The sequence below is a fragment of the Pseudomonas sp. genome (genome assembly GCF_049653025.1).
Lineage (GTDB): Bacteria > Pseudomonadota > Gammaproteobacteria > Pseudomonadales > Pseudomonadaceae > Aquipseudomonas.
Genome location: NZ_JBASFM010000016.1, coordinates 100,234 through 115,156 on the forward strand (window position 1 = coordinate 100,234; position 14,923 = coordinate 115,156).

Consider the following 14,923-nt stretch of genomic DNA (forward strand, 5'->3'; position numbering starts at 1 on the left):
GCGGAAGTGCGCAGCCGCGCCGACAACGAGCAATACGAAACTGCCATATCTCAACCATCCGGGTGATTACATTTCTGTCAGGTAAAGCCCTCAGCAGTTGACGTGCTCGGCACGCTTAGCTTGGTCGCCTGCAATGGGGGCGTCGACTTTCTGCTGCTTGGCCACCTGGTAAGCTTTCAATGACGCCTGACGGGCCTGCTCCATACGTGCGAAGGTTCGGTCCGCACCACCTTCTGCCATTGCCAGGCTAGAAACACTTAGTGCAGCTACTACAAACAGGGCTTTGATCGATTTCATTTGGGGAATCCTCGTAAGTTCAGTAGGCCCCTTGTAACCACAAGGACCGAGCTTCAGGCTCGATGCCACGTTAACCACGACGTCCTGTCAGAAACCTGAGCCGAACATTACAGTTCTGTCAGGTTGCTATTTCTTGCTTGTCGCCCCTCCAGAAGGCTCGGTACTGTCTTTACATGCGCCCCACAGGAGCCTTGCGGATTTCGTGGGAGCGCATGCCCGGCAGCGATGCCTAAGCTATTTAGGGTCATTCGCGTAAACGAACTCGACCACCACACAATTAAGAGAGATAGCCACTATGTCGACCAAATCTAATGCTGCTACCGGTGCTGCTCTGGCTCTTGTGGCCGCCAGCCTGTTTGCCACCCTGCCGGCACAAGCCGCTCAGGACACAAAAACAGCAGAAGTGAAGTGCTTCGGCGTCAACGGTTGCAAGGGTCAGAATGACTGCATGACTGCCAAAAATGCCTGCAAAGGCCAAGGCGAATGCAAAGGCCAAGGCTTCCAATTGATGACCCAGGCCAAATGTGACGAAGTCGGTGGCAAGACCAGCGAATGATGCCGCCTGAGGGAGTGCATGCCACTCCCCTGCTGGAGTCCCGAATGAGCAAGCGCACAACGCTGGGTTTCGGTCTTGGCCTGCGTAGCGAGTACTACCAGCAGATTCTGGAACAGCGGCCTGCAGTCGACTGGTTCGAGATCATTTCCGAGAACTACATGGTAGAAGGCGGCAAGGCCCTCTACTTTCTCGACGCGGTCAAAGAGCAGTACCCCTTGGTCATGCATGGGGTATCCCTGTCGATTGGCGGCCCTCATGCCATAGACATTGATTATTTACGGCAGCTCAAGAGACTGGCGGATCGGGTCCAGCCCCACTGGATTTCCGATCACTTGTGCTGGAGCCGCGGCAATGCCCATCAACTGCACGACCTGCTGCCACTGCCATTTACCCAGGAAAGCCTGCTGCATGTCGCGGCGCGGGTGCGTCTGGTGCAAGATATTTTGGAACGCCCACTGGTCCTAGAAAACGTCTCTGCCTACATCCAATGGGAGACATCCTGCATGAGCGAATCGCAGTTTCTCGCGGAGCTGAGCTACCTGACCGGCTGCGAGTTGCTCCTGGACGTAAACAACGTCTACGTCAGCGCGCGAAACCAGGATTTCGACCCCTGGCAGTTCATCATGGAACTGCCGCATGATCGGATTCGCCAAATTCACCTGGCAGGCCACAGCGATTATGGGCATTACCTCATCGACACCCATGATCAGCCCATCGCTGATCCGGTTTGGTCGCTTTACAGCAAAGCGCTGAGCTATCTGGGCCCGATATCGACCTTGATCGAGCGGGACGATCACTTTCCGCCTTTCGAGGAGCTGCTATCCGAGCTGGCACATGCGCGTGCTATTGCCGCTATATCGAGGGCCACCCCTTGAGCCTGATATCCCAACAGGCTGCATTGGAAGCCTATCTGACAGATGAAGACGCCCTCCCCTCTGATGTACTTCTGGAGCAGGTCCGAAGCAGCACAGCGCTGAGTGCCCTTGAAGGTCTGAAGATCTACCACAACGCTTACCGTGCTCGACTGCTGGCAGTCCTGCAAGAGGACTTCCCGGCGCTACATCACTGGATGGGCGAAGAGTCATTTGAGCAACTCGCACTGGCCTATATCGCAGCCTGGCCACCGCGGCATTTCAGTATTCGCTGGCTGGGCGAGAAACTGTCCGAGTTCATTGGCTGTTATGTCGCGGAACCCCAACTATCGCCGATGCGCGAGCTGACGAAACTGGAGTGGGCCTTCACCCTGGCATTCGACGCACAGGATGCCGAAGCGCTCTCGTTGGAAACCATGTGTAGTTTCTCGGCTGAAGACTGGATCTCGCTCAGGGTTGCCCTGACTCCATCTGTCAGGTGGTTGCAGCTGCAGTACAACACTCTGGAGTTGTGGAAGGCTGCCAAGTCTGGAGATCTGCTTCCCGCTATTACCCCGCTATCCGCGAATCAAGACTGTCTCGTCTGGCGTCATGACCTCGTATGCCAGTACCGGAGCCTGGAGCCAGAAGAGGCGTCAGCATTGAGATTTTTCGTCGTGGGTGGATCGTTCGCTGAGCTCTGCGAGTTATTGTTCCCTGAGCATGCAGAACAGGCACCCTTGCAAGCAGCAACCTGGTTGAGGCAATGGGTCAGTGACGGGATGCTCATGTGGGGTGGGTAGTGTCGAGGGAGCGGTTAGTGAATGAGCGAATAATCGAGATTCTTGCCCAAGGCTTCGAGCGTGAGCTTTTCACGGCCGCCCTGAACAATCTCGCTGACTCAAGTAACCCACTGCGGCTCAACAATTTCGCTTATGCCATGCGAGAGCTGACCCGTCATGTACTGCATCGCCTGGCTCCGGATGAATCAGTTCGGAAGTGCCGCTGGTACCGTGATGAGTCTAACGGGAAGAACGAACCGACCCGCCGGCAGCGAGCCTGCTATGCGGTTCAGGGCGGGCTTTCTGATGAGTACGTGCAGGACATCCTGGGTCTTGAAGTCGCGGAAATGCATAGCCGTTTAAGCAAAGCAATCCGTGCTCTCAGCAAGCTGACCCATATCGAGGAAAGCGTCTTCGCCTTACCGGAAGAAGTCGTCCAAGCACTATCGGATGACACGGTTGAGGCAGTTGCAGGCCTCTGCAACGCGATTCTGGAATGCCGTCGGGAAATCATCACAGCTCTTTGGGAGCAAATTGATCAGGCCGCCGTAGAGCAATTGCTCAGCGAGACTTTGCTGGCCATCGATGAGATTGCACCACACCACAGCATCGAAGAGATCTACACCGACCGAATCGAGATCATTTCGATCACGCACGATCAGGTGAACTTCGTTGCGGAGGGCTCAGTAACGGCAGGCCTCCAATGGGGTTCAAACTCGGATATACGCCGAGGGGATGGCATAACAGGAACTGAGGACTTCCCCTTTACCTGCCAGCTTTGGAGCCCTGTAGAAGCACCCGATGAAGTAGAAACCAGCGAGGAAGGCCCGGCCGTAGATACAAGCTCTTGGTGGGATGGCTATTACGATGAGGAGCCTGAACCTTTAGGCTAGCGACTTCACTTTGGCCACTTCCGAGCGCGTCTATGACTCACCGCACCATTCATTTCAAACAGCAAGCCTTGCTGGACCCTGAAACCTACCAGGCGATGCTGGCCGACGGCGTCGGTCAGTGGAAAGTACTTGTAGGAGAAGTCGTAGGGATAGAAGACGAGAAAGCCCACGATTTTCCTGCACTGAAGAGCTTGTTCAAGCGAAAGCGGTATTCCTATGACGCGCTGGAAATGCGCGAGCCAGGCGATCACTCAACCTGGCTTCGCGGTCGTGATGGCTCGGAAGGCATTACCAACGAGGTCACTAGCATCCACGGGCTGAAGGAGCTTTCAGACCTAGGGATTTAGTTGGGCATCTGGTCAGCGCTCAAGCGCTGACCTGAGCCGCATAGCCAAGCTCCTGGATGAGCTCGCGGATCGATTCGACACTTTCTGTGCTCTCGACCGTCACCTTGCCGGCCGCTCGATCGACTTCTACCCGTGCATCCTGATCCAGTGTCTGGATGGCCTTCGTGATTTTGCTGACACAGCTGCTACAGCCCATTCCGGTAACTTTCAGATTGAACATATATCACCTCGTATAGGTCTCGGCACACGTTGCCGCACAGACAGCATCGACCTTTCCATCGTGGGAAGGTCAAGTCTGTGAACCTATAGTCCATTCAAGGTCACGGGCATAGGTGCAAATGGCGCTTGGATCGGTTTAGTGGCAAGACAGGGCATCGATTAATCGGCATTACTCGATCATCCCACCCTGGAAGCAGGCGATTAGTTTTACCAGGAGCCGCGGCGGCACGGATGCGTGCTCTTATTTGTTGCAGTTGATAAGGGGCGGACACTAGAGCAATACCCACTATTGAACTAGATCAGTTGACCATCCTGTCATGTTGACGGGCTCATATCGCCTCGGCGTGCCTGGGTAAGGCGATAGAAATCAGGGCGGCCAACAAGACAAATACCGTGGATACCCACAAGCAAGCCTCCAGCCCATAACCCTGATAAATCCACCCGGACAACAGCGTACCGATCAGGCGACCCAGGGCGTTGGACATGTAGTAGAAACCCACGTCCAGCGACACACCATCTTCCTTGGCGTAGGACACGATCAGGTAGCTGTGGAGCGACGAGTTCACCGCGAACAGCGCGCCAAACACCATCAGCCCACCCAACAGCACAACCTGCGGCGACCACCCTGCCGCCAGGCCCAGCGCAATGGCCGCCGGTAAACCTGCGAGCAGAGCGGCCCAGACAAAGGCGGCGCGCCCATCGGGAACCAGGCCACGCTGTTTCCCGGTGATGTGCGGAGCGAATGACTGCACGATGCCGTAACCGATGACCCAGGCGGCGAGAAAGCCGCCCACCAGCCAGAAGTCCCAGCCCAATACGCTGCTCAAGTAAACCGGCAAGGCCACCACGAACCACACATCACGGGCGCCGAAGAGGAACAGCCGGGCCGCCGAAAGGATGTTGATTGCCCGGCTTTTGGAGAGGATGTCGCGGAACTTGGGTTTGGCTTTGGCCTTGCCCAGGTCTTTCTTCAACAGGCACAGGCTGGCGATCCAGATCAGGGCCAGCACGGCGGCCATCGCCAGCACGGCACCGGTGAAACCCAGCAATGCCAGCAACGCGCCACCGAGGAAGAAGCCTACCCCTTTCAGCGCGTTCTTTGAGCCGGTGAGGATCGCCACCCACTGGTAAAGCGTGCCTTGCTGGTTGTCCGGCACCAGCAGTTTGATCGAGCTCTTGGCGCTCATTTTGTTGAGGTCTTTGGCGATCCCCGACATGGCCTGCGCGCCCATCACCCAAGGGATGGTCAGCCAGGCGGCGGGCACCGTCAGCATCAACAGAGCCGCTACCTGTAGGCCCAAACCAATATTCATGGTGCGATTCAGGCCCAGCCGCGCGCCGAGGTAGCCGCCGACCAGGTTGGTGACAACCCCGAATATTTCGTAGAACAGGAACAGCGCAGCGATCTGCAGTGGCGTGTAGCCCAGCGTATGGAAATGCAGCACCACCAACATGCGCAGCGCGCCGTCGGTGAGGGTAAAGGCCCAGTAATTGCCGGTAACCAGCAGGTACTGGCGCACGTCCGGGGCCAGGGCTGACAACGCCTTCATGATCGCTCCTGGTTAACCGGCCAAGCCGACTAGCTTGGCCAGCTCGACTGCGCGGTTGGCGTATCCCCATTCGTTGTCGTACCAGGCGTAGATCTTCACCTGGGTGTCATTGACCACCATGGTCGACAGCGCATCGATGATCGAGGAACGCGGGTCGGTGCGGTAGTCGATGGACACCAGCGGGCGCACTTCATAGCCGAGGATGTTTTTCAGTGGACCATCGGCGGCCGCTTTAAGCAGCGCATTGACCTCCTCCACGGAGGTGGCGCGCTCGACCTCGAATACGCAATCGGTCAGCGAGGCGTTGGCCAGCGGCACGCGCACGGCATGGCCATTCAGCTTGCCACGCAGTTCGGGGAAGATCTCGGCAATGGCGGTGGCCGAACCCGTGGTCGTAGGAATCAGGCTCATGCCCGAGGCACGGGCGCGGCGCAGATCCTTGTGTGGCTGATCGAGGATGCTCTGGGTGTTGGTCAGGTCGTGGATGGTGGTGATCGAACCATGGCGAATACCCAGGTTCTCGTGGATCACCTTGACCACGGGAGCCAGGCAGTTGGTGGTGCAGGAAGCCGCCGTCACGATGCGGTGCTGCGCAGGGTCGAACAGGTGCTGGTTGACGCCCATAACCACGTTCAGTGCGCCCTTCTCTTTGACTGGCGCGCACACCACCACCCGCTTCACACCCTGATCCAGATAGGCCTGCAGCACTGCAACGGTTTTCATCTTGCCGCTGGCTTCGATCACCAGATCACAGCCCGACCAGTCGGTGTCCACAATCGCCTTGTTGGCGGTCACCTTGATGCGCTGGCCGCCGATCAGCACATGCTCACCCTCGGCGCTGGCTTCGTTGTTCCAGCGGCCATGCACCGAGTCGAAGTTGATCAGGTGCGCGTGAGTCGCGGCGTCACCTGCCGGGTCGTTGATCTGCACGAACTCAAACTCAGGCCAGCTCCAGGCCGCACGCAGGGCGAGACGACCGATACGACCGAAACCGTTGATACCTATTTTGATGCTCATGTTTTTGTTCTCTCGGGGCGGCTAGCGCGGGCAATTACGCCTGGGCGATGTCGAACTGGCTGATGTAGTTGATATGCGCGGGATGCTGAATCGCACGGGGGCGAAGCGCCTGCACTTCACTGACCGCCTCGCGGAATGGCACGCCGCATTCGATCAGCAGCTGTGCGGCAATTAGGCCGGTACGACCCGAACCGCCCTTGCAGTGAATGGCGATGTTCTTGCCTTCAGTGAGCAGTTGCTTGATCCGCTCGCGATTGGCGTCCCAGGCCGCCTGGAACGGCTCGCCGGGTGCCTGGTCGTCTTCCACTGGGAGGTGGAACCACTCGATGCCGCGCAACTGGCACTGCCCAGGCAGATTCTCGACTTCGTTCTGGGTCAGTTCTTCAGTGGGCATCAAGGTCAGCAAGGCCGAAGCACCGGCCTCCTTGAGGGTGTCCAGCGCCTCAGCGACTGAGGTGTCTTTGGTGCCAGGGCACGGCGTGAAGATCAGTTGGCCCTTGACCTGCTCGGAGGTCAGCACGGAATACGGATGTTGTTGCACGATCAAAATCCTTCAGATGGAACGTTGATTAACGCGTTTGGAGAGTTCTTGTGCCGATTCCTTGCGCTCGGAATAGCGGTCAACCAGGTAGTCGGAACGCTCACGCAGCAGCAGGGTGAACTTCACTAGCTCCTCCATCACGTCCACTACGCGGTCATAGAAAGCCGAGGGTTTCATCCGGCCAGCCTCATCGAACTCCAGGAAGGCCTTCGGTACGGACGACTGGTTGGGGATGGTGAACATGCGCATCCAGCGGCCTAACACGCGCAACTGGTTAACCACGTTGAAGGACTGCGAGCCGCCACAGACCTGCATCACCGCCAAGGTCTTGCCCTGGGTCGGGCGCACCGCGCCAATGGCCAGCGGAACCCAGTCGATCTGCGCCTTGAACACTCCGGTCATTGAGCCGTGACGCTCCGGCGAGCACCAGACCTGGCCTTCCGACCACTGCATCAACTCGCGCAGCTCCTGCACCTTGGGATGGCTATCCGGAGCATCGTCCGGCAAAGGCAGGCCAGAGGGATTGAAGATCCGCGTTTCGGCACCGAAGTGCTCCAGCAAGCGAGCGGCTTCCTCGGTCAGCAAGCGACTGAACGAGCGTGCGCGGGTCGATCCATAGAGCAGCAGGATGCGCGGCTTGTGCGTGACGGTAAGCGGGCTACCGAGCTTGTCGAGTGTGGGCAGATCGACCAGTTCAGCATCGAGATTGGGGATGTGTTCTTCAGACATACGTCTACTCCTGAGCGAGTGCTGCGCGAGGCTGGTCGAACCAGCGGCGCTTGAGCCAAAGGGCTACGCCGACCAGGGCGATCAGCACAGGCACCTCAACCAGCGGGCCAATCACCGTGGCAAAGGCCACTGGCGAAGCCAGGCCGAAAGTGGCAATGGCCACAGCAATAGCGAGTTCAAAGTTGTTGCTGGCAGCGGTAAAGGCCAGTGCGGTAGTACGTGGGTAATCTGCCTTCAGCAGCTTGCCCATCCAGAAGCTGATAAAGAACATCACCACGAAGTAGATGGTCAGCGGGATGGCGATGCGCAGTACATCCAGCGGCAGTTGCAGCACCATGTCGCCCTTGAGGCTGAACATCGCCACGATGGTCAGCAGCAGCGCGACCAGCGTCAGCGGGCTGATGCGTGGGATAAAACGCTGGTTGAACCACTCTTCGCCTTTGCGGCTGATCAGGATCTTGCGCGTCAGGAAACCCGCCAGAAACGGAATGCCGAGGTAGATCAGCACGGACTCGGCGATGCTGACAAAGCTCACATCGATCACGCTGCCCTGTAGGCCGAACAAGGGCGGCAGCAGGCCGAGGAAGATCCAGGCATACACGCTAAAGAACAGGATCTGGAAGATGCTGTTGAACGCGACCAGACCCGCGACGTACTGGCTGTTGCCACCTGCGATCTGGTTCCACACCAGTACCATGGCGATGCAGCGCGCGAGGCCGATAAGGATCAGGCCGGTCATGTATTCAGGTTGATCACGCAGGAAGATCACTGCCAGCGCAAACATTAGCACCGGGCCGATCACCCAGTTCTGGATCAGCGACAACGCGAGAATGCGTTTGTCCTTGAATACCTCGGGCAGCTCTTCATACCTGACCTTGGCCAGCGGTGGGTACATCATCACGATCAGGCCAATGGCAATCGGGATATTGGTCGAACCTATCGACAGACTGTTGAGCCAGACCGGCAGGCCTTCGAATAGGCTGCCCAGGCTGACCCCAATCGCCATGGCGAGAAAGATCCAGACCGTCAGGTAGCGATCCAGAAATGAAAGACGGCTTTTGCTCTTCATCATGCCTCCAATGTCAGAGCGTGCCGATCAAGGCCAGCTCGGCCTTGAGTTGCTCGGCATCCATCTGCTTGAGCGGTAAAGCCAGGAAGGCTTCGATGCGGGTTCTGATCTGCTCCAAGGTGGCATCAAAAGCGGCTTCGATCTCGTCTTCACTGCCCTGGTATTCCGACGGATCAGCCAGCCCCCAGTGAGCCTTGGTCGCGGGCCCGAAAAACACCGGGCAGGCTTCGCCGGCAGCCTTGTCGCAGACTGTGATCACGTAGTCAGGGGCTAGACCCTCATGAACATCGCTGGATTTGCTGGAGAGCCCTGCGGTCGAGATGCCGGCGTTTTCCAGCGTTTTCAGACTCAGTGGGTGCACGACACCTTTAGGTTGGCTGCCGGCGCTGTAGGCTTTCATGCCAGCCGGTGCCAAGTGATTGAACACAGCCTCGCAAAGAATGCTGCGGCAGCTGTTGGCGGTGCACAGGAATAAAATTTTCATAAGGCTATCTCGTAAAGGCCGAGCGCGACTCAGCAGCAGGCCGCAAGGCGCTGCGGGCGGTCGCCCATTACATCGAGGCGTTTGGCATCTGGGCTGAGCCAGTGCTGATTGGCATCCAAAGTGGTTTTCAGGATGGCGATCACCCAGTCCGGCAGACTGGGGTGCAAGCGGTAATAGACCCACTGACCTTGCCGGCGATCTTCCAGCAGTCCGCAGTTGCGCAGTTGCGCCAGGTGGCGGGACACCTTCGGCTGACTTTCATCGAGCGCGCAGGTCAGCTCACAGACACACAACTCATCCTCACGGGCGATGAGCAACATCAGGCGAACGCGGGTCTCGTCAGCCAGGCATTTGAATACGGTGGTCGGGGTCAGATGGTCAGCCATAAAGGTCTCAACGTTTGGTTTTCACCAGCACGAACATCTTGATGCGCTCGTGTATCTCGTGAAGGGTGTGGCGGAATGCGTCAGGCTTGGTGCTGGTCACTGGGTCTTCGAAGTTCCACACCAGTAACTCTCCTGCGCCGGGCAGGGCATGACACTCCAGCGACGATTTATCGCACAGTGTGATGACGTATTCGAAACGCTCGCCGGCAAACTCATCGATGGACTTGCTATGCAGCCCCTCGGTGCTCACGCCCAGATGCTCAAGTGCATCCAGGGTGCGAGGATCAACTTCGCCGGGCTCGGTGCCGGCGCTGAATGCCTCGAAACGTTCGGAATCAGTGTGTCGCAGCAGCGCTTCAGCCAGCTGCGAACGAGCAGCGTTAGCCACACAAACGAACAGCACGCGGGTCTTGTAAGCCATTGCCAAATCTCGAATCGAATATGGTTTAACGAATATACGTATTCACGAATATTCAGTAAAGCGGCAATGCTAATCCCAGAATGATTCACGCGCCGACCTTGCGCTTAGGTTCAGGTTTACTGGGGTTCAGCACCGCTAAGGCCGAAACCTGGGCTGGCTTTGCAGTGAAACATCTGGTTACTCGCATATCCATATCTTGTAACTTTTCTGTCATCAAAAGGGCCTTAGGCTTTATCGCACCTCAACCCAAACAGGAAACTTGCGATGAAAAAACTGACTCTGACCGCAATGCTGCTGACCAGCCTGTTCGCCAGCGCCACCTTCGCCAGCCAGTACGATAAGCCTGGCTTTGTCACCGAGATCGAAGATGGTCGCCTGTGGGTATTCCGTGAAGGCTCCAAGGAGCTGGAAGAGTTCAAGAAAACTGGGGAGCCTGCCAAGCAGTTCACTGACATCGGCACAGGCCCGGATGGCATGACCGTTAAATCTGCTGACGAGGCGACCCTGAAGGACTATCTGCAAGCCATTAAGAAGTAAGCCGCACAGGCACTGCTCTCTAAACGCAGAGAGAGCAGTGCCTGGCCTTGGTATGTGCTTTGAGGTCGCAAATGGCCGCTCACTACCGGTGCATCTAAGCCACATACTGGCCTAGCTGGAAGCAAGCAGTGGCCACCACCGTTAGATGAATGCAATTACGCATTTAACCGCCCCGCCGGTGGTTGGCACCTAGCTAGTCAGAGTTCAGCCAACGTCCGTTTGTTTCAACCGAAGGGCATTGAATACCACCGAGGCCGAGCTGACACTCATCGCCAAGGCTGCGATCAAAGGCGACAGAAGATGCCCAGTCAGTGGGTACAGCAGCCCAGCAGCTAGCGGGATTCCCATAGCGTTGTAGAGGAACGCAAAAGCAAGGTTCTGCCTCATGTTCTTCACAGTGGCAACTGACAGGGTGCGTGCTCGCAGGATGCCCATCAGGTCTCCCTTAACCAGCGTCACTTGGGCGCTGTTCATCGCCACGTCGGTGCCCGTACCCATGGCGATTCCGACGTCGGCCCTGGCCAGAGCCGGTGCATCGTTGATGCCGTCCCCAGCCATGGCCACTCGGCGACCGTCACCTTGCAGATCAGCAACTAACTTCTCCTTGTCCTGTGGCTTCACCTCACCATGCACTTCCTCGATTCCTAACTCCTTCGCTACGGCTCTTGCTGTGGTCAGGCCATCACCAGTAGCCATGATGACCTTTACGCCCTCGCTTTGAAGTTTAGAGACGGCCTGTAGCGAAGTTGGCTTAATCGGATCGGAAACGGCCAGGAGACCAGTCAGGCGAGCGTCAACTGCCAGATAGATGATGCTAATGCCTTCCAGGCGCAGTTGCTCGGCACGATCACGCAGCGAGGCAATATCGACGCCCGCCTCCTCCATCAGCGCTGTATTACCGAGCTGCAGTTGATGGCTATCGACTTGTCCGCGAACACCGATGCCCGAGCCAGACTCGAAGGTGTCCGGCTTCACCAAGGCAAGACCTTGGCCACGTGCGTGATCGACAATGGCATGAGCCAGTGGGTGCTCGCTGCCCTGGTCGAGGCTAGCAGCCAAGCGCAGTACCTCGATCGAGTCGAACGACCCGACTCCTTCTGCACTATGAAAAACCGGCCGGCCCTCGGTCAGGGTTCCAGTCTTGTCGACGATCAAGGTGTCGATCTTGCACAGGTTTTCGATGGCACTGGCATCACGGAATAACACGCCGCTGCTGGCGGCCTTACCAGTCGCGACCATGACCGACATTGGCGTCGCCAAACCCAAGGCGCAGGGGCAAGCAATGATCAATACGGCCACGGCATTGATCAGGCCGAAAACCCAGCCTGATTCCGGCCCGAATAGCCCCCAGCCGAAGAACGTCAGGATGGCGATCAGGATCACCCCAACGACAAAATACCCTGCCACCGCATCAGCCATGCGCTGCATCGGTGCCTTGGAACGCTGAGCTCTCGCCACCATCTGGACAATCTGCGACAGCATGGTTTCTGCACCGACCTTCTGTGCCTCCATCACCAGGCTCCCATGGGTGTTCATAGTGGCACCGATAAGGGCATCCCCTGCCCGTTTGGTCACGGGTAGTGGTTCTCCGGTAAGCATCGATTCGTCGACGGCGCTCTCCCCCTCTAGAACCTTACCGTCCACCGGGACTTTCTCCCCCGGCCGGACACGCAGGTGGTCGCCCTGATGGACATGAGTCAGCGGAATATCTTCTTCCTGGCCATCGGACTTGATGCGACGCGCAGTCTTTGGTGCCAACCTCAACAGTGATTTGATTGCGGCCGAAGTCTGCGAGCGGGCCTTGAGTTCGAGCATCTGGCCCAACAGCGTGAGCGAGATGATCACCGCGGCTGCTTCGAAATAGACGCCAATACGTCCGTCCTGGACAAAGGCCGCCGGGAACCACTGCGGAACCAAGGTGGCTGCCACACTGTAGAGGTAGGCAGCTGCAGTTCCTAATCCGATCAGCGTCCACATGTTCGGGCTGCGGTGCTGGATGGAGTCAATGCCGCGGGTGAAGAATACCCAGCCGCCCCATAGCGTCACTGGCGTCGCCAGAACCAACTCAACCCAGTTCTGGGCCGTGCCATGAAACAGTTGCAAGGAATGGCCAGCCATCGCCAGTACGGTCACGATGACGGTCAACGGTAGGGTCCACCAGAACCGCTGCGAGAAGTCCTTCAACTCCGGATTTTCCTCCTCTTCCAGCTCTGGGATGAGAGGCTCCAGCGTCATGCCGCAAATCGGACAGTTTCCGGGAGTCGGTTGACGAATCTCTGGATGCATCGGACAGGTGTATTCAGCACTTACGGGTGTCGATGTAGGTGCTGGAGTCACGTGCTGGTGATGCCCACCATGCGACTGATGGCTCATGTACTGATGAGGATCTGCTTGGAATTTCTCCAGGCACTTCGCACTGCAGAAACGATAGGCCTTCTCTTCAACGCTCTCGTGGTAAGGGCTATCAGGTTTGACCTCCATGCCACACACCGGGTCGCGTTGGCTCTCAGGGTGACCGTGTGAGTTATGTGCATGACCCTGGTCATGATGGCAGGAGGTTTTTTGCATGCGCTTTATTTCCTATCTTCGTCCTTGGAAACAGCGGTGCTGCTGGAGTGGGCATGCCCGCCGTGATTGTGGCCAAACAGATGCATCAACGGGCACAGCAGCAGGATAAGGTACGGCAGAGCCTGCGAAAGATGACCGTAGTGCTCACGCGCCACAGAGAAGATACCGATTATGGTCAGCATGATCAGCGCAATGCCGATCTTGCTCTTCCAGAAAGGCGGTTCAGTCGTGCTGGAATGATGAGTGTGGTCCATGACGATAGCCTCGATTCAATGGCTGTTGGATCAGCATAGGCCGCTCAAGTTAGGCGGGGTTGACGCCCATCAATAGAGTTCAACGTACGGTCACCTTACCGACCATTCCCGACTGATAATGCCCTGGGACATTGCAAGCGAACTCCAGATCAGTGGTCTCGGAGAAGGTCCAAATCAGCTCTTCGCGTGCACCAGGTCCTACCAGAACACTGTTGGGATCGTCGTGCTCCATGCCGACCATCTTCATGCCGCCCATGGCATGGTCCATATTGCTCATGACATGCGCTGCAGTCAGGGACAACGTGCCGTTCTGAAACATCGCGGCCATCTCTTTCTGATGCGCGGCATGGGAAGCGGCTTTGCCAAGGTTGAATTCGTGCAGCAGAGCCCCCTCGTTTTGCAGTACGAAGCGAACAGTCTCGCCCGCCTTGATTTCCATTACCTTGGGTTCAAAAAAGATGTCCCCCATCCGTACTTCGATGGTGCGGTCTACTGCCTGGCTGTCTCCCGGTTGCCCGATGCTGTCTTTGTTGTGTCCCGGGCTGGCCAGAGCGTTCGCAGTGCTGAGCAGCAAGACAACGGTGGTGACTATGGATACTGATATGAGCTTCATGGTGAGCACCTGTGGTAATGAGGAAGGAAACGCCCTGATGCTAAACAGGTGAAGCTGCCGGCACGCTGACGCGAAAAATACATCACAGTAAGGTTCGTTAGATTGGTGCTACCCAGAACCGTGGCTAACGGGTAGCACCGCTCCGCCGTCGATCTAACGCAGGGCGAATTCACCCACCATTCCCGCCTGATAATGTCCAGGTAGCGTGCAGGCAAAGCTCAAGTTCCCAGCCTTGGGGAAGGTCCACACGAACTCTTTGGTTGTGCCGGGCTCAACGAGAGTCGCGTTCGGATCGTCATGCTTGGCTTTGATGACTTCCGGATACCCAGGCGGGTTGGCATCACCAGTGCCATAACGCTCATGCCAGACAATACTTTCGGCCATGCCTGTCGGCGTCAACGTGCCGTCCTTGAACAAGACCGCCATCTTGCGCTGATGTTCCAGTTGGGACGCTGCCTGCCCGATGTTGAACTCGTGCATCAATGCACCTTCGTTCTTCAGAACGAAACGCACGGTTTCACCTGGCTTTACATCGATCGTCTTCTGGCTGTAGTTGATGTCTTCCATCTTCACGAAGACGGTACGAGTCGCCGGCGTCGCCTGGGCCTGCTGCCCAATGCCATTGCTACTGTCGCTGGTCTCGGCAAATGCCGGAAAAGTGGTGCTGATGAACAGTGTGCTGATCAGCAGCTTAAGAGGGATGCGTTTCATGGTGAGACCTCGCTAGGTAGGCTGGAAATCTCATGCTATTCCCCGCTTCCTGCCAGGCCGCTGACCCCAAAACTACAATTGCGTCAGCTGGAAAAAAG

Annotated in this window: 20 protein-coding genes; 6 read left to right on the plus strand and 14 right to left on the minus strand. The window is 57.3% G+C overall.

Annotated elements, in window-relative coordinates; genetic code table 11:
* Positions 1 to 90: 90 nt before the first annotated feature.
* Positions 91 to 297 carry a co-regulatory protein PtrA N-terminal domain-containing protein gene (locus WBK23_RS12225; protein ID WP_424484217.1) on the minus strand — a complete coding sequence of 69 codons (207 nt, stop codon included), beginning with the start codon at positions 295 to 297 and terminating at the stop codon, positions 91 to 93.
* A gap of 295 nt (positions 298 to 592) precedes the next feature.
* Here WBK23_RS12225 and WBK23_RS12230 point away from each other — a divergent pair, with 295 nt between their 5' ends.
* Genes WBK23_RS12230 through WBK23_RS12250 form a run of 5 tightly spaced genes read left to right on the plus strand, consistent with a single transcriptional unit; the run spans position 593 to position 3,726 of the window.
* A complete protein-coding gene (locus WBK23_RS12230) occupies positions 593 to 853 on the plus strand; it encodes a hypothetical protein (protein WP_424484218.1) in 261 nt (86 codons plus the stop codon).
* A gap of 44 nt (positions 854 to 897) precedes the next feature.
* Complete coding sequence (locus WBK23_RS12235; protein WP_424484219.1) at positions 898 to 1,728, plus strand: DUF692 domain-containing protein; 831 nt, start codon at positions 898 to 900, stop codon at positions 1,726 to 1,728.
* Positions 1,725 to 2,507, plus strand: coding sequence for a putative DNA-binding domain-containing protein (locus WBK23_RS12240; RefSeq protein ID WP_424484220.1), 783 nt, complete (start codon positions 1,725 to 1,727; stop codon positions 2,505 to 2,507). Before WBK23_RS12235 ends, WBK23_RS12240 begins: the two co-directional genes overlap by 4 nt.
* 17 nt (positions 2,508 to 2,524) lie before the next feature.
* Positions 2,525 to 3,379, plus strand: coding sequence for a hypothetical protein (locus WBK23_RS12245; protein WP_424484221.1), 855 nt, complete (start codon positions 2,525 to 2,527; stop codon positions 3,377 to 3,379).
* Positions 3,380 to 3,411: 32 nt separating this feature from the next.
* The gene (locus tag WBK23_RS12250) at positions 3,412 to 3,726 is read left to right on the plus strand and encodes a hypothetical protein (protein ID WP_424484222.1); all 315 of its coding nucleotides are present in this window, start codon (positions 3,412 to 3,414) and stop codon (positions 3,724 to 3,726) included.
* A gap of 19 nt (positions 3,727 to 3,745) precedes the next feature.
* Here WBK23_RS12250 and WBK23_RS12255 read toward each other — a convergent pair whose 3' ends face one another.
* The 9 genes from WBK23_RS12255 to WBK23_RS12295 all read right to left on the minus strand — a co-directional run bounded on the left by WBK23_RS12255 (position 3,746) and on the right by WBK23_RS12295 (position 10,142).
* Complete coding sequence (locus WBK23_RS12255; protein ID WP_424484223.1) at positions 3,746 to 3,946, minus strand: heavy-metal-associated domain-containing protein; 201 nt, start codon at positions 3,944 to 3,946, stop codon at positions 3,746 to 3,748.
* 328 nt (positions 3,947 to 4,274) lie between these two features.
* A complete protein-coding gene (arsJ, locus tag WBK23_RS12260; protein ID WP_424484224.1) occupies positions 4,275 to 5,495 on the minus strand; it encodes an organoarsenical effux MFS transporter ArsJ in 1,221 nt (406 codons plus the stop codon).
* Positions 5,496 to 5,507: 12 nt separating this feature from the next.
* On the minus strand, positions 5,508 to 6,512 hold the full coding sequence (locus WBK23_RS12265) for an ArsJ-associated glyceraldehyde-3-phosphate dehydrogenase (RefSeq protein WP_424484225.1): 1,005 nt from the start codon (positions 6,510 to 6,512) through the stop codon (positions 5,508 to 5,510).
* Positions 6,513 to 6,546: 34 nt separating this feature from the next.
* Positions 6,547 to 7,053, minus strand: coding sequence for a cyclin-dependent kinase inhibitor 3 family protein (locus WBK23_RS12270; RefSeq protein WP_424484226.1), 507 nt, complete (start codon positions 7,051 to 7,053; stop codon positions 6,547 to 6,549).
* A 12-nt stretch (positions 7,054 to 7,065) separates the two neighbouring features.
* Positions 7,066 to 7,782, minus strand: coding sequence for an arsenical resistance protein ArsH (gene arsH, locus WBK23_RS12275; RefSeq protein WP_424484227.1), 717 nt, complete (start codon positions 7,780 to 7,782; stop codon positions 7,066 to 7,068).
* A gap of 4 nt (positions 7,783 to 7,786) precedes the next feature.
* The gene (gene arsB / locus WBK23_RS12280; RefSeq protein WP_424484228.1) at positions 7,787 to 8,854 is read right to left on the minus strand and encodes an ACR3 family arsenite efflux transporter; all 1,068 of its coding nucleotides are present in this window, start codon (positions 8,852 to 8,854) and stop codon (positions 7,787 to 7,789) included.
* Positions 8,855 to 8,864: 10 nt separating this feature from the next.
* The gene (locus tag WBK23_RS12285; RefSeq protein ID WP_424484229.1) at positions 8,865 to 9,335 is read right to left on the minus strand and encodes an arsenate reductase ArsC; all 471 of its coding nucleotides are present in this window, start codon (positions 9,333 to 9,335) and stop codon (positions 8,865 to 8,867) included.
* Between the two features lie 29 nt (positions 9,336 to 9,364).
* The gene (locus WBK23_RS12290; protein WP_260496571.1) at positions 9,365 to 9,721 is read right to left on the minus strand and encodes a metalloregulator ArsR/SmtB family transcription factor; all 357 of its coding nucleotides are present in this window, start codon (positions 9,719 to 9,721) and stop codon (positions 9,365 to 9,367) included.
* A gap of 7 nt (positions 9,722 to 9,728) precedes the next feature.
* The gene (locus tag WBK23_RS12295; protein ID WP_424484230.1) at positions 9,729 to 10,142 is read right to left on the minus strand and encodes an arsenate reductase ArsC; all 414 of its coding nucleotides are present in this window, start codon (positions 10,140 to 10,142) and stop codon (positions 9,729 to 9,731) included.
* Between the two features lie 264 nt (positions 10,143 to 10,406).
* On the opposite strand from WBK23_RS12295, the gene WBK23_RS12300 reads away from it, so the two are divergent.
* Entirely contained in the window at positions 10,407 to 10,679 is a 273-nt protein-coding gene (locus tag WBK23_RS12300) for a hypothetical protein (protein WP_069900661.1), read from the plus strand.
* 204 nt (positions 10,680 to 10,883) lie between these two features.
* Here the strand turns inward: WBK23_RS12300 and WBK23_RS12305 are convergent, their stop codons facing one another.
* From WBK23_RS12305 to WBK23_RS12320, 4 genes are all read right to left on the minus strand, one after another.
* On the minus strand, positions 10,884 to 13,247 hold the full coding sequence (locus tag WBK23_RS12305; protein ID WP_424484231.1) for a heavy metal translocating P-type ATPase: 2,364 nt from the start codon (positions 13,245 to 13,247) through the stop codon (positions 10,884 to 10,886).
* Positions 13,248 to 13,252: 5 nt separating this feature from the next.
* A complete protein-coding gene (locus WBK23_RS12310; protein ID WP_424484232.1) occupies positions 13,253 to 13,501 on the minus strand; it encodes a DUF2933 domain-containing protein in 249 nt (82 codons plus the stop codon).
* Positions 13,502 to 13,580: 79 nt separating this feature from the next.
* Positions 13,581 to 14,114, minus strand: a complete 534-nt coding sequence (locus WBK23_RS12315) for a cupredoxin domain-containing protein (protein ID WP_424484233.1) — start codon at positions 14,112 to 14,114, stop codon at positions 13,581 to 13,583.
* Positions 14,115 to 14,267: 153 nt separating this feature from the next.
* Positions 14,268 to 14,825: a cupredoxin domain-containing protein gene (locus tag WBK23_RS12320; protein WP_424484234.1), complete on the minus strand. Its 558-nt coding sequence runs from the start codon at positions 14,823 to 14,825 to the stop codon at positions 14,268 to 14,270.
* Positions 14,826 to 14,923 lie beyond the last annotated feature (98 nt).